16 protein-coding genes are annotated in these 17,778 nt (G+C 52.0%); 13 read left to right on the top strand and 3 right to left on the bottom strand.

Annotated elements, in window-relative coordinates; genetic code table 11:
* Window positions 1–28 precede the first annotated feature (28 nt).
* Both KNQ08_RS10440 and KNQ08_RS10435 read right to left on the bottom strand, forming a co-directional pair.
* The gene (locus tag KNQ08_RS10440) at window positions 29–787 is read right to left on the bottom strand and encodes a homing endonuclease associated repeat-containing protein (protein WP_029342637.1); all 759 of its coding nucleotides are present in this window, start codon (window positions 785–787) and stop codon (window positions 29–31) included.
* Window positions 788–815: 28 nt separating this feature from the next.
* On the bottom strand, window positions 816–2,084 hold the full coding sequence (locus KNQ08_RS10435) for an O-antigen ligase family protein (protein ID WP_149427851.1): 1,269 nt from the start codon (window positions 2,082–2,084) through the stop codon (window positions 816–818).
* Window positions 2,085–2,422: 338 nt separating this feature from the next.
* Here KNQ08_RS10435 and KNQ08_RS10430 point away from each other — a divergent pair, with 338 nt between their 5' ends.
* From KNQ08_RS10430 to KNQ08_RS10370, 13 genes are read left to right on the top strand one after another with little or no spacing between them, the layout of a single operon-like run.
* The gene (locus KNQ08_RS10430; RefSeq protein WP_231884634.1) at window positions 2,423–3,058 is read left to right on the top strand and encodes a YveK family protein; all 636 of its coding nucleotides are present in this window, start codon (window positions 2,423–2,425) and stop codon (window positions 3,056–3,058) included.
* A 21-nt stretch (window positions 3,059–3,079) separates the two neighbouring features.
* Window positions 3,080–4,945: a polysaccharide biosynthesis protein gene (locus tag KNQ08_RS10425; protein ID WP_214771518.1), complete on the top strand. Its 1,866-nt coding sequence runs from the start codon at window positions 3,080–3,082 to the stop codon at window positions 4,943–4,945.
* Window positions 4,946–4,960: 15 nt separating this feature from the next.
* A complete protein-coding gene (locus tag KNQ08_RS10420) occupies window positions 4,961–6,220 on the top strand; it encodes an oligosaccharide flippase family protein (protein ID WP_023469399.1) in 1,260 nt (419 codons plus the stop codon).
* Window positions 6,221–6,232: 12 nt separating this feature from the next.
* Window positions 6,233–7,519, top strand: a complete 1,287-nt coding sequence (locus tag KNQ08_RS10415) for a glycosyltransferase family 39 protein (protein ID WP_214805497.1) — start codon at window positions 6,233–6,235, stop codon at window positions 7,517–7,519.
* Window positions 7,509–8,543 carry an NAD-dependent epimerase gene (locus tag KNQ08_RS10410; protein ID WP_064299322.1) on the top strand — a complete coding sequence of 345 codons (1,035 nt, stop codon included), beginning with the start codon at window positions 7,509–7,511 and terminating at the stop codon, window positions 8,541–8,543. The genes KNQ08_RS10415 and KNQ08_RS10410 overlap by 11 nt, the downstream gene beginning before the upstream one ends.
* Window positions 8,533–9,882: a phenylacetate--CoA ligase family protein gene (locus KNQ08_RS10405; protein ID WP_214771512.1), complete on the top strand. Its 1,350-nt coding sequence runs from the start codon at window positions 8,533–8,535 to the stop codon at window positions 9,880–9,882. Before KNQ08_RS10410 ends, KNQ08_RS10405 begins: the two co-directional genes overlap by 11 nt.
* Window positions 9,883–9,894: 12 nt before the next feature.
* Window positions 9,895–11,238: a nucleotide sugar dehydrogenase gene (locus tag KNQ08_RS10400; protein WP_251133646.1), complete on the top strand. Its 1,344-nt coding sequence runs from the start codon at window positions 9,895–9,897 to the stop codon at window positions 11,236–11,238.
* Window positions 11,226–12,335, top strand: coding sequence for a glycosyltransferase family 4 protein (locus KNQ08_RS10395; protein WP_214771510.1), 1,110 nt, complete (start codon window positions 11,226–11,228; stop codon window positions 12,333–12,335). The genes KNQ08_RS10400 and KNQ08_RS10395 overlap by 13 nt, the downstream gene beginning before the upstream one ends.
* Window positions 12,336–12,350: 15 nt before the next feature.
* Window positions 12,351–12,971, top strand: a complete 621-nt coding sequence (locus KNQ08_RS10390; protein ID WP_149427845.1) for a sugar transferase — start codon at window positions 12,351–12,353, stop codon at window positions 12,969–12,971.
* Window positions 12,952–14,025, top strand: a complete 1,074-nt coding sequence (locus tag KNQ08_RS10385; protein WP_149427844.1) for a lipid II:glycine glycyltransferase FemX — start codon at window positions 12,952–12,954, stop codon at window positions 14,023–14,025. The genes KNQ08_RS10390 and KNQ08_RS10385 overlap by 20 nt, the downstream gene beginning before the upstream one ends.
* On the top strand, window positions 14,022–15,173 hold the full coding sequence (locus KNQ08_RS10380; protein WP_251133645.1) for an aminotransferase class I/II-fold pyridoxal phosphate-dependent enzyme: 1,152 nt from the start codon (window positions 14,022–14,024) through the stop codon (window positions 15,171–15,173). The genes KNQ08_RS10385 and KNQ08_RS10380 overlap by 4 nt, the downstream gene beginning before the upstream one ends.
* 23 nt (window positions 15,174–15,196) lie before the next feature.
* Entirely contained in the window at window positions 15,197–15,940 is a 744-nt protein-coding gene (locus KNQ08_RS10375) for a hypothetical protein (protein ID WP_050678143.1), read from the top strand.
* Between the two features lie 29 nt (window positions 15,941–15,969).
* A complete protein-coding gene (locus tag KNQ08_RS10370; RefSeq protein WP_149427843.1) occupies window positions 15,970–16,866 on the top strand; it encodes an LCP family glycopolymer transferase in 897 nt (298 codons plus the stop codon).
* 286 nt (window positions 16,867–17,152) lie between these two features.
* On the opposite strand, the gene KNQ08_RS10365 is transcribed toward KNQ08_RS10370, so the two are convergent.
* Window positions 17,153–17,758, bottom strand: coding sequence for an AmiS/UreI family transporter (locus KNQ08_RS10365; protein ID WP_050678141.1), 606 nt, complete (start codon window positions 17,756–17,758; stop codon window positions 17,153–17,155).
* Between the last annotated feature and the right edge of the window lie 20 nt (window positions 17,759–17,778).

Genomic DNA, 17,778 nt, shown 5'->3' with positions numbered 1-17,778 from the left:
GTCACTCCTTTTAGGTAGAAGAGCAGAATCAAGAAAGAGAGACGCGTGCACGCTTGAGGCATTGCACGGCGGAGGTCCAGCTACCGAAGAGGGCGTTGATCGTCGAGGTACTCGGAACCGAGCGACCTTCTGCCCATTTCCGGTAATGAATGATACTGAGGGAAGGTAATTCTTCTTGCGCCTGCCGCAGTGCTTCAAGGACATCTTCTTCGACCCATTTCCGGCGAGGCGGTGCGATGTCGAGGCAAGCGAGGGCATCTGCCCATGAACCGTATTTACGGGCAATCGTCGCGACTGTCGGATGTCCATTTTCCTGTGCCCAAATTGCATACGTCTGTGTCGTCAGACGGGGGAGGACATCGGAAGCTTCGAGTAAGGCTGTGATGATGCGTTCTTCCGTCATCGAGATGGAACGTGTCATCTCGATCTGTGCTTCTTCGAGCGCACGTGACCAAGAACCGAAACGTAAGTTGATCAATGTCAAGGATGGTCCATGTTTCGCCTTTGCCCATTCCCGGTAGCTGTTGCTATGGAAAGGGTGTAAGCGTGTCGATGCTTCCTTGATGAAAGCAAGGATCTCTTCATCTGAAAAGTACGGACGAATCGATGAGAGACCGGCCGCTTGGAGTGCTTCACGCCAAGAGCCGAATACATTGATGATCGTCGTGATCGACGGAATATCTTTTCCAATCGACCAACGTGCATACGTCTTTGCGTCGAGAGCGGGATATTCGATACTAGCTTCGATTAGGCTATCGATGACTTGTTGTTCTGTCCATTTCTTCATGATGTCATACCCCTTTCGTGTAGGTGCTCTAGGTGTGGGTACTGTCGTGAGGTGGAAGTCGACGAAGCGACGTATAAGCGAGAAGACTGAGCCAAATGAAATAAAATCCACTCGGTCTTACGAGAATGCTTTCCGTGAATTGAAGTAGTCCGAGCCAGCCAGTAAGCAACAGGGCGAGAAAAGTGAGATCCGTCGTCTGAATCCGAAACAGTCGATAGAACAGATACAGAAAGACTGCACCGTACAGCAAACAACCGATGAGTCCGAATTCATAAAGATGGGTGATCGGTGTGCTGTGGAACGTATAGAGAACTTGTTCGTTCAGTTGTTCCTGCAGACCGCGTGGGGCACTTCCAATCCCGTGTCCGAACCAAAGCGAATCAGTGGAAGCGCGCCATCCTGCTTGCCAAAGCGTAAATCGTCCGTTGAGACTGAGCAAACGGGGAAGCAGTCCTTGAAACGCAAAGACAGCTAGGAGAATCAAGCTTCCCGTTACGTAACATGCTGTCACCTGCATCCTGCGTCTCGTTCCTTCAACCATTCGAATACTCGTCAAGAGAGCAAGGAGGAGAAAAGAATAGATTCCTGTCTGCGAACCACTTCGAAGTAGGGCGATGGTGATGAGAAGGAGGAGAACAGCATGTAGAAAGCTTTGCCGACGTGGGAACTGTTTGAGTAGATAGAACCAAGCAAACAGTCCGCCTGGAACAAGCCACGCTGCAAACGTATTCGGATTGTTCATCAGACCAGCGAGGCGAAGGAATGAGCCTTGTTCCCCGACGTACAATTGTGGAAACGATAAGGGACCGATCCGAAGCCATTGCAGGTTTTCGACCGGGATATACTCTGAACCAAATGAGACGATGAGGGCATAGGAAGCGAGAAAGACGGCCTGTCCATAAAGAAAGTGACACAAAAGCCGTTGCCATTGTTCAATCGATGTACGCGAGAGCGAAGAGACGATGCCAACGAATAGCCAAGTCGAGATGAGGTAAAGCGAAGCGAGAACACGATCCGTATTCGCGTTAAAAAAGAAAAAAATGATATGAAATGTCAGATAAATCAGAAAAATGATTACAATTTGATGCCCAGTCGCTCGATTGGCACGATAGAACGGTCGTAAGATGAACCAACAGACGCTGAACAGAACGATATAGATGGGAAGCAACCAAAGAGACCACTGTTTCGGCAACACTTCGTCCGTAAACGATAAGGGACGAATCCAAGCATCGAGCATGATCCAAACGACTAGGATGGATAAGGCAAACGATGTGGGTATATTGGCTGATTTTAACATGATTTCTAAAGACTATCCACCCTTCATATAGGACTTATTACCGATTTAAGCACTTTTTAATCATCAAATTGGTATTTACCCTTATCTTTCAAAACATCATGCAGATAAATAAAAAAATATTAAGGAAACCGTGATCATTTTTTCGTGAATCGCGTTTTTTTCGTGATATGAATTCATGCTGTGAACTAGTGTCACGCAAGCGAGATAGCTACCGAAAAAAATATAATCATTTCCACCAAGCTCTAATTGTTTTAGGAACCGATTGGAAATAAGGTGTAGACATAACCAATGTCCATCCATTCGGTCAAGTCAGAAAGAGGTGAACAACAGTGAGCTCGATGCATCAAAGAAAAACCTTCGGAGATCATTTGACGACGCTCCGACGCGGCTGGTGGTTACTCGCACTCTTCATGATTCTCTTTGCGGGAGCCGGATATGCGCTTAGCACGTATGTCATCCCGAAGACATACGAGGCGACAGCCTATATCCTCGTCGTTCCTCAAGCGAACGCAGAGGCGACATCGACGCCGACACTCGTCAGTACCTATCAAGATATCCTACGAAGCCCAGAGGTCGTCGATCAGGTCGCCCAAAAGATGAACGTCACCGACAAGCGGTTATTCGATTTGACGGATCGTCTGACGGTCTCGAGCAATCTCGATTCGCAAGTCATCGCCTTATCCGTCAAGGATCGTTCAGCGGAGCAGGCAGCTATCCAGGCGAATACGATGACGGAAGTCTTCCAGGATTACCTCCCGCAACTGATCAACACGAGTAAGACGGAAGTGTTCTCGAGCGCACGGATTCCAACGAAACCCGTGTCACCGAACATTCTGATGAATACAGGCATCGGTGGCGTCCTTGGTCTGATGCTCGGACTCTTGATCGTTTATTCTCGCTCGTTAAGCAAAAAGGAAGCGACACGCGAATCCACTGATAGTTATCCGAAAGCGATTCCCCGCAGTCATTCATGAGAGAGGAGAGGAGACACCGTCATGCAGCATTCCCCGCTCACCCCGTACCGTCGGCAGTTGAAGATCGGACTCCTTCGCCTGATCGACGCCGGAATCATCGCACTCGCGACTGTCGTTACGTTCTACTTCTTTAATCCGCTCCATCTCACCGTCAACTTCGAGTTGCAGGACGCACTCGAAATCGCTCTCATCCAGTGGGTCGCCCTTACGTTCGTTGCACACTGGATGCGCTTCTATCAAATCATCTGGCGTTACGCGAGTCTTCGTGATCTCGCCGTTCTCCTCGTCGTCGTTCTCGCCAGCAGTTTCGTCTTACTTGGTCTTGAATACGCGTTGTTCGACTTCGCGGTCGAACGAGCGATCTTCTTGCAGACCGGACTCGTCTTGAACGGTATCTTATTCGTCCGTCTGTTGATTCGTGGACGTAGCTTAAGGCTCGTTCCTGACAATAAGACGCTCGGCAAACGAACACTCATTATCGGTGCCGGTGCTTCCGGTCAGATGATCACAAAAGAACTGAAGCAAAAGAAGTCGCACATCTTAAACGTCGTCGGCTTACTTGATGATTCGCTTGAACTACGCGGGATGCGGATTCACGGTGTTCCCGTCATCGGAGCAATCGACCAACTCGAATGCATCATCGAGGAACAAAAAATTGAAGCGGTCGTCCTGGCAATCCCATCGTTACCTTATCCGCAGCGGGTTGAATTGCTGAACCGGATCAAACAAACCCAAGTCGAAGCGCATACGTTACCGATGCTCGTCGAACTGGCGTCCGGAAAGGTCTCGATCAAACAAATCCGTGAAGTCTCAATCGCCGATTTACTCGGTCGAGAACCGGTCGAACTCGATATTACGGAAATCGAACGAAGCGTTCATAGCGCGACCGTCCTCGTCACCGGTGCTGGTGGTTCGATTGGTTCCGAGATTTGCAGGCAACTGATTCGCTTCCGTCCTGAACGGCTCATCCTTCTCGGACACGGCGAAAACAGCATCTACCTGATCCGCCGGGAGCTCGAGTGTCTCAGTCGAGACATCCAGTTCGAATCCGTCATCGCCGATGTTCAGGACAGTGACCGGATGCTTGAAGTCATGCGACGGTTCGAACCAGATCTCGTCTATCACGCGGCAGCCCACAAGCACGTACCGCTGATGGAGGATAACCCAAGCGAAGCCGTCAAGAACAACATCTATGGAACACGCAACGTCGCTCGAGCGGCGGAAGTAGCCGGTGTCAAACGCTTCGTCATGATTTCGACCGATAAGGCCGTCAATCCGACGAGTGTGATGGGGGCGACGAAACGAATCGCCGAGATGGTCATCCAGCAGATGGCGCGTAACAGCGAGACGACGTTCGCTGTCGTCCGATTCGGCAACGTCCTCGGGAGCCGCGGTTCCGTTATTCCACTCTTCAAAGAACAAATCGCGAAAGGCGGACCGATTACGATCACCGATCCCCGGATGACACGTTACTTCATGACGATCCCGGAAGCGAGTCGTCTCGTCATTCAAGCGAGTGTCCTCGCGAAAGGTGGCGAAGTGTTCGTCCTCGATATGGGTGAACCGGTCCACATCACGACACTAGCGAAGAACTTGATTCACTTGAGTGGATTCACGGAAGAGCAGATCCCAATCGTCTACAGCGGCATTCGAAAAGGCGAGAAACTATACGAGGAACTGCTCGCTCGCGATGAAGTGCATGACGAACTCGTCTTCGACAAGATTCTTGTCGGTAAGACACGTCCCTTCGGATCCGTCGACCCGTACTTGCGTGAGATCGCCCAAGCGCTCGGACAGGACGAGGTACTTCGCCAGTATTTGTTAGACGTCACGAACGAAACCGATGCCGACCCGGTCGCACCGACGATGCGGATCGCTCGCAAATAGAGAGGAGGGAGAACGATGAAAACGGCCCGGCTGTCCCGCTTCAATCTCATCTTCATTGCCGATACGGCGTATTCGCTTCATCAATGGATGATTTTGACGCTCCTGATCAAATGGAGTACACCGCTCAACATCGGTTATTTCAACTACGCCCTTGCCATCACCGCACCGATCGTCATGTTCTGTTGGCTGAACGCCAGTACGATCCTGACGGCAGAACGGGCTGGTCTGACGAACTTCTGGCTCTTCATCAAGACTCGTTTTTCACTCCTCTCGGCAGGTGTGTTCGTCCTCCTTGGTGTCTATTATTTCTTCGGTGAAGCGGACATCTTACTCCTGACACTGCTCGTCTACCTCAATAAATACATGGAGTCATTCGCTGATCTCGCTTATGGTTTCCTGCAAGGACACACTGCCTTCAAGGAAGTCGCCGTCTCGAAAATCTTCCGGAGTCTCTTGAACGTCTCGGGCGCAGCACTCGTCCTCTTTACGACCCATTCGATTCATGGATTCGTACTCGCCTTGATCGCCGGAAACTTGATCATGCTACTCGCATACGACTTACCGACGATTCGCCGCGTCGGTCGCGGCTTTGACAATCAAGCACTCGACTTACGGTACCGATCAGGTAAGGAGCTGTTCCTTAAGGCGATGCCACTCGGATTCGTCGCTCTCCTGATCGCCTTGAACGCAAACATCCCACGATTGTTCGTCGGTCACGCAATCGGAACGGAAGAGCTCGGTTATTACGCCAGCATCGCCTATCTACTCGTACTTGGTAGTCTGTTCATCCACTCCTTGATTGCCGTCTTGCTACCGAACTTCTCGTCTGAGACGGGTGAACGCCAAAGTTTACCGGAACTGCGCAAGCTGACTCGTTCGATGTTACTGATGACGAACGTCGTCGGGATCCTGTTGATCATCGGAGCAATCTTCTTTGGTAAGTGGGGCTTGACGATTTTCTATAACGCGTCGTTCGTTCAATATCATCTGATTTTCGTCTTGATGATGGTCGCCTCACTCTTTTTCTACAACTCGACCGTCATTCAGGCACTCTTGACCGGCTTCCAGCAGTTCCGGATCCAGACGATCTCGATCTTCGGCAGTGTCGTCGTCAATCTCATCGCCTGTAGCCTGTTGATTCCGCTGTATGGTCTATACGGTGCGACGATCGCTTACACCCTCTGCGCCGTCACTCAGATCGTCCTGCTATTACCAGCACTGTATCGGTCTTTATATCCACGGGACGTTACGCTCGTCGTCGAACAAAGCAGTTAAGGAGGGAAGAAGATGCGACCAATCCTACTACTCATCGTTCTCGAAGCGCTTGCTTGCCAATTTGCCCGGTCGCTCTTCCCGGACACCTACGTGACCGCCTTGCTGCTCATCAACGCGGTGTTGTTTCTGTATTATCTGCTCCGTCAGGCAGAGACGACGCCACTCTTTCTCGTTTTCATCACAGCTTTCTTCGTCCGATTGGTCCTGATGTTCATCGATCTCGAGCTGTTCCGCTTACCGCCACACAGTGGTGACGACACGGAAGCCTTTCATCTCGAAGGTGTCCAAATCTTCACCGATCCGTCGACCTTCAATGATGTCGTTCGCGGCACCTATTCCAAGTTTCTCGGAATCTTCTACTTGATGTTCGGTCCGGAACGGATTCTCGCTCAGTTCTTGAACGTCATCCTCGGTGTCGTCGCTGTCGTCATCCTAGCGAAGACGCTGCAACGGTTACGCTTACCGGAACGCTACGTGTTTGCAGCAACACTGATCTTCGCGTTCTTCCCACAAGGATTGTTGCTCTCACCGATTCTCTTGCGTGACCAGATCGTCGCCCTTGGTATCGTCTACACACTTTACTACATGGTGCGCTGGACGGAAGAGAAGTCCGGATGGTATATGGCGCTCGCGTATCTCGGCTACTTCGTCAGTACGATGTTCCACTCCGGTCTTGCTGTCGGGATTATCGTCTTACTCGTCTATTTCTCATTTTATAGCCATGAGACACGACGAATGGACTTTGAACCGACTAAGGTACAGCGACTGATCTTTCAAGTACTGATCGTCGGCTTCATCGTCTACAGCTTCCAGGACGTCTTGTTCGCGAAGTTCACTCACGTCTCAGAAAACGGACAGTTATTCAGCGGGATGAGTTACGACCGTGGCGGCTCCGCTTATCTGAACGGATTGATGGTGACAGGTCCAGCTGACATGATTCTCTACTCGCCGATTCGGACGATTTACTTCTTGTTCTCACCGTTCCCGTGGCAATGGTCGAGCGTCATGAACATTCTGATTTTCTTCCTTGACGCCATCTTCTACTTCATCGCCTGTTTTGCGATCGTCCGGTCCTTTAAACTGATCCGTCAGCATCCGTTCGGCAGCGTCCTCTTCTTCTTTTTCCTTCTCTTCGCCCTTAACGCCGTCATCTTCGGTCTTGGAACCGGCAATGTCGGAACGGCCATCCGACACCGGTATAAGTTGTTCCCGATGTTACTCATCGTCTACACATCCGTTCACTACATGCGCTGGCAAGCGCGCCACTACTTCGAGGAGGTCGAACACCGTGCCGAATAAAACGATCTTAATTACAGGTATCGCAGGCTTCATTGGATTTCACGCCGCACGTCGTTTCATCCGGGAGGGTTACCGGGTTATCGGACTCGATGAAGTGAACGACTATTACGACCCGACGTTAAAAGAAGCACGGCTCGCTGAACTCGGAACGAACTACACGTTTTACCGGGTCTCACTCGAAGAGACGGCAGCCGTCGCGCAGATTTTCGAACAGGAATCGATCGATCTCGTTCTCCACCTGGCAGCACAAGCAGGGGTACGGTACAGCATCGATCGACCGGACGTCTACATGACGTCAAACATCGTCGGCTTTCTCTCGATTCTAGAAGCGTGTCGGCATTACCCAGTCGAACAACTGATTTACGCTTCCTCAAGTTCCGTCTACGGATCGAATACGAAGATGCCGTTTGCGACGACGGATGCCGTCGATCATCCGCTAAGTCTTTACGCCGCCTCAAAGAAAGCGAATGAACTGATGGCTCACACCTACAGTAGTCTCTACGGGATCAAGACGACAGGACTTCGCTTCTTCAGCGTCTACGGTCCGTGGGGACGCCCGGATATGGCATTGTTCAAGTTCACAGAGGCAATTGCGAAGGGCGAACCGATTGATCTCTACAACTACGGTGAGATGGGACGGGACTTCACTTACGTCGACGACATCATCGAAAGCATCTATCGCCTGTTCCAGACTGAACCGGAAGTCGACGAAGCGTTCGATGCCTCGAATCCCTTACCGGATCGCAGCAACGTCCCGTATCGCGTCTACAACATCGGCAGCCATAGCCCGATTCGCTTAAATGAATTCGTCGCCTTGATTGAACGACGCCTCGGTAAGACCGCGATCAAGAACGGGATGCCGCTCCAACCGGGTGATGTTCCGGAAAGTTTCGCTGACGTCTCCTCACTGTTCGAGACGATTGGGTACCGACCACAGACGACGGTCGAAGCCGGCGTCAACGCATTCATCGACTGGTACGAGAGTCACTACTTGCTGAAGGGGGAAATCCAAGATGGCGCTTAAGGAGGAATTCTACTACCGCTCTCCGATCTTCATCCAAAATTGGCTGACATCGTTATACGGTCGCAAGTTGATGCAAGAACGATACGGTCCCTTCTATGAACAGAAGATGAAGGAACTTCGAATGAAGGATCGGACGCAGGATTATAAAGCGGAACAACTCGATCGCCTGAATGCCTTCCTCGCTTTCGTCGTGACGCATACACCGTACTACACACAACTCTTTTACGAACATGACATCCAGTTACCGTTGACGTCACTCGAGCAGCTGAAGACGATTCCGATCCTTGAAAAAGAGACGCTTCGCCAAAACAACGATGCGTTCATGTCCCGCGTCGATGCACCAGTTCGAGGACGGACGGGCGGAACGAGCGGAAAGTCGCTCCAAGTCGCGTTCATGCGCGAGGACGTCCAGGAACGGATGGCGCATCTCGACTACTTCAAGGAACGTCATGGCTTCCATGCCGGGATGCGCAGAGCGAGCTTCACCGGTCGGACGCTGACGGCCGTCGATCAAAAGAAACCAATCTTCTGGCGGATGAACCGACCACTCAATCAGTTGCTCGTCTCCATCTTTCACATGAAGGAAGAAAACTTCCCAGCTTATATCGAGGAGCTGAATCGCTTTCAGCCACGAGCGCTCGACGGCACACCGACGGCGATGGTCGAAATCGCACGCTATATGCTAAAGCATCACATTCGACTGGAGAGCCCGCTGATTGCCATCTTCCCGACTTCGGAAACGGTGACGGAGGAGATGCGCTCGGTTCTCGAGGAAGCCTTCAACGCACCGGTCTTTGATCAATACGGTTCATCGGAAGGCGCACCGATCATTTCAGAATGCAGTCATCGAAAACTTCATCTGCATCATGAGACGGGCATCATCGAACCGTATGGAGAGGACGGCGAAGTCGTCGTCACGTGTTTTACGACACGCGGCACGCCACTGATTCGTTACCGGATCGGTGACCGGATGACACTGAGTGACGAGACATGTAGTTGTGGACTAAACGGACCGGTCATCGCTTCGATCGATGGACGGGGAACGAGTTACATCGTCAGCGAAAAGCGGGGCAAAGTGTTCGAAGGGGACATCACGACGATTGCCCGCGAATTACCGAACTCGGTCTTGCGACTTCAAGTCGAGCAGCACGCGTTGAATCACGTGACACTCCGGTATATTCCAGACGCCAAACGTTTCCATCCGAAACACGAACAGATTCTTTTAAACGAGATGCGCAAGCTACTCGGCTCCGAGATGAAAATCGTCCTTGAGCCGGTCGAACAAGTGAAACAAGAGCCAAACGGAAAAACGTTGATCGTCAAACAGTCGATGAAATAGGAGGAATCCACCATGAACAAGGCAGTCAAACACATCGTAGATACGACAGCAGCCCAAACTGGTTCACTTCCCATTGCCAACCGTTCGATTGCCGTCGTCGGACTCGGGTATGTCGGACTTCCCGTCGCCGTCGCGTTCGGTGAAAAAACAGGCGTCGTCGGCTTTGACATCAAGGAACAACGAATCCAAGAACTGCAAGAAGGCATCGACGCAACACTCGAACTGAGTCCGTTTACGTTGAAGAACGCAACCGTCGATTACGTCTCGGATCCTTCTGCTCTTCAAGCAAGCGACTTCATCATCATCGCCGTTCCAACACCGATCAATGCGCAGAACCAGCCGGACTTAACGCCACTCTTGCGGGCCTCACATCTTGTTGGTCGCCAGCTCAATAAAGGCGACATCGTCGTCTACGAGTCGACGGTCTACCCGGGAGCGACGGAAGAAGATTGCATCCCCGTTCTTGAAGAAGCATCCGGCTTACGCGCTGGCGTTGACTTCTTCGTCGGCTACTCACCGGAACGGATCAACCCGGGCGACCATGAGCACACGTTCAAGACGATCAAAAAAATCGTATCTGCCCAGGATGAACAGACACTCGACATCGTCGCAGAAGTCTACGAAGCGGTCGTTGAAGCCGGAGTCCACCGTGCGTCGTCGATCAAGGTCGCGGAAGCGGCAAAAATCATCGAAAACACACAACGCGATCTCAACATCGCCTTGATGAACGAACTAGCAATCATCTTTGACCGGATGGACATCGATACACTCGAAGTTCTCGAAGCAGCCGGAACGAAATGGAACTTCCTTCCGTTCCGTCCAGGTCTCGTCGGTGGTCACTGTATCGGCGTCGATCCATTCTATCTGACGATGAAAGCCGAGTCACTCGGCTATCATCCGGAAGTCATCCTTGCCGGACGCCGGATCAACGATACGATGGGACGCTTCATCGCAACAGCGCTCGTCAAGAACTTGATTAAACAAAACATGCCGGTCCTCGGCGCCCGTGTCACGATCCTCGGCTTATCGTTCAAGGAGAACGTCAGCGATATCCGGAACTCGAAAGTCGCGAACCTCGTCCGCGAAATCGAAGAGTTCGGCATCGACGTCCAGGTGACGGATCGACTCGTCGAAAAGAGTGAAGCGAAACGTGAGTACGGGATTGATCTACTCGAGATGAGCGAACTCAAACCAGCCGACGTCGTCATCTTCGCTGTCTCACACGAAGAATACGTCGAAGGCGGTTGGAATCTTGCACAACATCTACTCAAAGTCGGACGCGGCATCGTCGTCGACATCAAAGGGATGTTGCCACGGTCAGAACAGCCAGAGGGGGTCCACGTATGGCGCCTCTAAAAATCCTTCAAGTCTGTGCTCTTGATACGACGGCAGAGACGATGTTGCAGCCGCTCTTACTCGCTTTACAAAACGCCGGGCACGACGTCGGTATCGCCTGTGCCGACACCGGTGCCTCAGCAAAACTCGCAGCGAATGGATTCCGGATGCATGACATTCCGATCGAGCGCCGGATCGACTGGACGAGTAATTGGCGGACGATCCGTGAAATCACGCGAATCTTGAAGGAGGACGGCTACGACGCCGTCCATGTCCACACACCGGTCGCAGCCGCCCTCGGACGCGTTGCCGCGAAACGGGCCGGAACGAAGCATATCGTCTATACGGCACACGGCTTTTACTTTCACGAGAAGATGGGGCGGATGACGTATCAGCTGACATACTCCGTCGAGAAGTGGCTGGCGCGTTTCGCAACCGATTATCTGCTCCTTCAAAGCGAGGAAGATTATCAACTCGCCCAGCGCAAACGCTTCAAAGCAAATACGCGTCTGATGCACCTTGGAAATGGCATCGACTTAACGCGCTTCTATCCACGCCCGCGTGAAGCAGGCGCACCGTTTACGTTCCTCTTCATCGGTCGGATCGTCGAAGAGAAGGGGATTCTCGAACTGCTCGATGCGTTCGAGGATGTCGTCTATCGTCATCCGGAAGCCCGTCTCGTCATTGCCGGTGAGATGATGGCAAGCGAGCGCGATCAGACGACGAAACATCTCTTCTTACGGCGGATCCGTGAGATTCCGAATATCGATTACCTCGGATTCGTCGAAGATGTACCGAGCTTGTTCCAACAAGTCGATGCCTTCGTCTTACCGTCGCATCGCGAAGGTGTCCCACGATCGATCATTGAAGCGATGGCGAGTGCAAAGCCCGTCATTGCGACAAATATTCGTGGCTGCCGCGAAGAGGTCGTCGAGGGGAAAACAGGTTATCTCGTCGAAGTCCGCGACATCGCGAAGCTCGCCAAACGAATGAACACGCTTGTCGAACATCCGGACCGTGCCAATGAGATGGGGCGGAATGGATTTGACCGTGCCATGAAACATTTCAACGAAGCCGACGTCATCAAACGACAACTTGATCTCTTTTCAGCTATGTAAAAGGAGGACGTCATCATGAAACGCCTATTCGACTTCACGGTTAGTCTTATCGCCATCCTCATTCTACTTCCTGTGTATGCCGTCGTCGCCTTAGTCATCTATACGAAACTCGGACGACCGATCTTCTTCAATCAAGTCCGCCCTGGCTATAAAGGCGAGTTATTTAAAATCTACAAGTTCCGTACGATGACGAACGAAACAGATGCCGAGGGGAATCTCCTTCCGGATGCGGACCGGATTCCAGCATCGCTCGAGTGGATCCGTCGCTTAAGCCTTGATGAGATTCCGCAGTTCGTTAATATCCTCCGCGGACAGATGAGTTTCGTCGGACCGCGTCCGTTGCTCGTCAGTTATCTTAATCACTATACGAAGGAGCAGATGACACGGCATGATGTCCTGCCTGGTCTGACAGGCTGGGCGCAGATTCACGGCCGCAACGCAACGACGTGGCAACAACGTCTCGAGCAAGATCAATGGTATGCGGCGAATCATACGTTCCGACTCGATCTCTACATCCTGTTTAAGACGTTTAAGATGGTCATCTCGTCAGAAGGGAACTCAACAGCTCACCAGACCGGCATGGGTGAGTTCAAGGGTCTCGACGGAGGTGTTCCCCATGATGTCGCTAAGCGATGAACGATTGATTCGGGATCCGCGCGAATGGGACGCGCTCGTCGCAACCTATCAACTCGATTGTTACTACGAACATGCTTACTTCGAACTCGCAAAAGAGCAAGGTGAGATTCCTGAATTATTTTATTATCCGACGGAGTTCGGAACGTTGATCTATCCGTACTTGCGGCGACCGATTCCAGGCACACGCTTTGAAGACATCACGACACCGTACGGCTACGGTGGTCCTTATTTCACGGGTATCTGGTCACTCGATCAGATTCGCGAAGCCCGTGAGCGATTCGAACAATACTGTAGTGAAACTGGAATCGTCACCGAGACGGTTCGTTTCCACCCCTTGCTACACAACCAGGAACTTGGTCAACACTGGTGTCATCAAACGGATATCCTGCAGCCGACCGTGACCCTTGAGCTGACGGATCCGTTCGAGACGATCGAAGGTGGATTCTCGCAAATGACACGCCGTAACATCCGGAAGGCGCGCCGCGAAGGGGTCACGATTCGCCTCGGACGTCCGGAAGAGTACTCGGACTTCGCCCGTCTTTACCAGATGACGATGGATAAACACCAAGCCGATGCGCGGTATTACTTTAATCAGACCTACTTCGATCACTTCGCCGAAGGACGGATCAAAAATGTCCTGTTGCTTGCCGAACAAGAGGGACGGATCATCGCTGGATGCATCGTCTTGACGGGTCGCCAGTTTGCACATTATCATCTCGGTGCTTCAGATCCTGCCTACTTGTCGCTTCGCCCGAATCACCTCTTATTTGCGGAGATGATTCGTTGGGCAAAACAAGCTGGTCTTCAAGCGCTGCATCTCGGTGGCGGAACGACACGATCCGATGAGGATAGCTTACTCGCCTACAAACGATCTTTTGGTGAAGCGAATCGAACGTTTTTCGGACTCGGGACATCGATTCTTGATCCGACGATTTATGACCGGCTCGCACGACAAATCAAACGACAACATCCGGAAGTCGAGACAGGACAGTGGTTCCCGATCTACCGGACGCCGCTCCGTCAGCTGTCACCTCGAAGGGAGGAAACATCATGAAACACATCCCGCTCTCCATCCCGCACTTAAGTGGTCAAGAAGCACGTTACGTCACGGAAGCACTCGAGACGAACTGGGTCGCACCGCTTGGACCGAACGTCGACGCCTTCGAACGAGAGATGCGCGCCTACACGGGAGCTCGCGCAGCGCTTGCGACGAGCAGTGGTACTGCAGCCATTCACTTGGCACTCGCGACGCTTGGTGTCACGACGGGGGATGATGTCTTCTGTCAGTCCTTGACGTTCATCGCTTCGACGAATCCGATTCGCTACGTTGGTGCCCGTCCTGTCCTGATCGATTCGGAAGAAGAGACGTGGAATATGTCACCCGTCGCACTCCGACGCGCGTTGATCCAGGCGGCAACACGAGGAAAACTTCCGAAAGCCGTCATCGTCGTTCATCTGTACGGCGTTGCAGCGCAGATTGAGGAGATCGCTGCGCTCTGTGAAGAATACGATGTTCCGTTGATCGAAGATGCGGCAGAGTCACTCGGAACACGCGTCAACGGACGGATGACGGGAACGTTCGGGACGTTCGGGATCTATTCCTTCAATGGCAACAAGATCATCACGACGTCAGGCGGCGGGATGCTCGTCGCAAATGATCCAGCCTTGATCGAACGTGCCTTCTATCTCGGAACACAGGCACGGCAACCGGTCATCCATTACGAGCATACGGAAGTCGGCTATAACTACCGGATGAGCAACGTCGCTGCTGGGATCGGACGCGGACAGCTCGAAGTGATCGATCAACGCGTCGACGCACGGCGAAAAATCTTTGATCGTTACGATCGTGCCTTTGCACCGGACGGCGTCACGTCGCAAGTCGAGCAGACCGGAACATTCGCCAACCGTTGGCTCAGTGCTTTTCTCTTACCAGGCGGTCAAGTGCAACGCGACGAAATGATCCGGACGCTCCAACAAGCGAATGCCGAATCCCGTCCGGTCTGGAAGCCGATGCACTTACAGCCCGTCTATCGCGACGTACCATTCGTCACAGCAGAAGGAGATGATATCAGTCGTCGCCTATTTGAAGACGGAATCTGCCTTCCGTCTGCTTCACAAATGACGTTCACCGAACAAGCCGTCGTCATCCGAAACGTTCGTCACGCCTTGCAGACGACCGTACGCCGGAACGTCCAGTCATGAATATATGGGAAGGGGACATCGTCATGCGCGATATGGAGGAAGCGATCCACGCACTCCGTCTCGCTGCGAACGGGAAAAATGAATTGACGGCCAATACCTATTTCCGCTGGCAACTAAACACCACTCATCCAAGCGTCGCGGAAATCCTGATGCTGTTTGGGTCGTGGCAGATCGCCTTGGAACGAGCTGGCATCGGACATGCCCGCTTGACGTTCACGAAGTCGGAAATCATTGACGCCTTGCGTCAGGCACGGGAGGAACTCGATCCTTTCACGAGCGCGACGTACCGCGAATGGGCGCAACAAAAGCAAGCACCAAGCCTGACGGATATCGTCCATCAATTCAACTCGTGGCAGCAGGCATTGTCAGAAGCAGATATCTTGAAGGAACGCGTCCAGGAAATGGAACAACGGATCATCGAGTCATTACTTGAAGCGCAAGGTGCCTTGCCGGTCTTGACGAGCCAGACCTACACGAAGTGGGCGGCTGGTCAAAATCGTCCGACCGTCGCAACGATTGCCCGCCGGTACGGCTCTTGGTCAAACGCCCTTGAAATCATCGGCATCGAATTCCCGCGGAAACGCTGGCGAGAAGAGGAAGTACTCGACGTACTTGCTACAGCCGCGCAAGAAACGGAAAATCTGACGATCGCAAGTTACCAACGGTTCAGCATCGGTCGTGATGCACCCAGCATCGGTGTCATCACCGCCTTGTTCGGTAGCTGGCGCAATGCTTTGCTCGTACTTGAAGCGCAGAGACCGTCCTGAATTCAGATCGAAGAAAAGGAGAATGGATGATGAAGAAGTGGAAATGGATCGTGTTGACACTGACGGGGATATGCCTGCTCCTTCTCTTCGGTTCAGGCGGATACGTTTATCAAAAAGCGAGTCGGACGATGCAAGAAGTCCAAGTACAGGTGCCCGTCAAGGCAAGCGTCGAGACAGAGAAGGCCGTCGAACAGAAAAAAGGACTCTCGTTTCTCTTACTCGGGGTGGATCAACGAAAAAACGAGACGGGACGCAGTGATACGATCATCGTCGTGACGATTGATCCGAAGACGAATAAGAGCCAGATGATCAGTATCCCACGTGATTTAAAGACAGAAATCATCGGCAATGGTTCGAACGATAAAATCAATCATGCCTATGCCTTCGGTGGTCCACAGATGGCACTCGATACGGTCAGTCATCTACTTGATATCCGACTCGACTATTTCGCAGAAATCAATCTAGATGGTTTCACGGATCTCGTTAATGCCGTCGATGGTGTCACCGTCGAGAACGATATCAATTTCTCGTACTATGAGATGCAATTTCCAAAAGGGGAACTGTCGTTGAACGGGAAGGAAGCACTCGCCTACGCGCGGATGCGCTATGATGATCCACGCGGAGATTTCGGACGACAGATCCGTCAACGGCAAGTCGTTCAGGCGGTCGCTGATAAGATGACGGAGGACTTTTCGATTCGTCGCTTCAATGCCGTCCTGGAAGCACTCGGGAAAAACGTCAAGACGAACGTACCGTTTTCCGTTGCCCGGACCGTTGCGACAGATTACCGGGATGCTTTACGAAATGTCGAGACCTTATCACTCGACGGGAAAGGTGGTATCGAATCGGACGGAATCTACTACTGGCATCCGACCGACAAGTCGTTGAAAGAAGTTCAAGCTCAACTGCAGGAAGCATTGAAATGATGAGAATAACGCGAAAAAACGACATCAGTTCTGATTGATGACGAAACGAACGCTAAAATCATCCTCGCTTTCCTCAGGCGGGAAATCAGCAGCGGCAGCTCGCACTACATGCGATTTGCCGGGTCTGACCCATCCCTGACGAAAGTGCTGATGCACTTTCTTTTCCTGTAGGAGGCGCGGATGATTTTAGCGTTCTGTATTCATCGAATGAAAAAAGGTCCGTTCCCAGAACATGATCGGGAAACGAACCTCTTTTTCATATTAGCAGCTTAGTGTCATGTATCTATCACGACGAGCGAATCGTCCGAAGCATCGAGAATTTCATCATCGTATAGAGGAAATAGACAGCAGTCAGAACAGCAGCGCCGCTCCATAACCACTGGTATGCCGAACTAAAGTAGCCGAATCGAAGCCCGATCAGTGCTGGTACGATCAACGTCAACCAGCTCAAGACGAGGGCAACGCGGGCAGTGATCGCATCAATCGGGCGATTCATCCCCATTCCGAGGAAGAACAGGCTCCAGAGCAATGCCCAGAACAACCAGGTCACTCCGCCGATGATGTCATTCGTCGTGAAGCTGACGAACGCATAAAACAATGCGGCAATCGCGACGAACAAAGAAAACCAACCGACTCCGCTCCCGTCGAGATTGAACAAGAACGTGATTCCGACGTAAACGTACGTAAAGGCAAACAGATAGATGCTCGCGTATCCGAACGTCAACGCTGGATCACCAGCTGCACCGATGACGAGATACGTTGCGATGAACGTCTGCAATAAACCGGTGATGAGACTGAAGACACCCGCGCTACGGAGATCGACTTTTCCGAACAAGGTCAAACTATTTAAAAAGAGCGCGACGCCCCCAAATAACAAACTGACATTTCCCACGTAAAACTCTCCTTCATTAA

It is taken from the genome of Exiguobacterium sp. s46 (assembly GCF_018618875.1).
In the GTDB taxonomy this organism is placed as follows: domain Bacteria; phylum Bacillota; class Bacilli; order Exiguobacteriales; family Exiguobacteriaceae; genus Exiguobacterium_A; species Exiguobacterium_A abrahamii.
The sequence above is the reverse complement of the archived record's forward strand: the minus strand, read 5'-3'. Positions and strand labels throughout refer to the sequence as shown.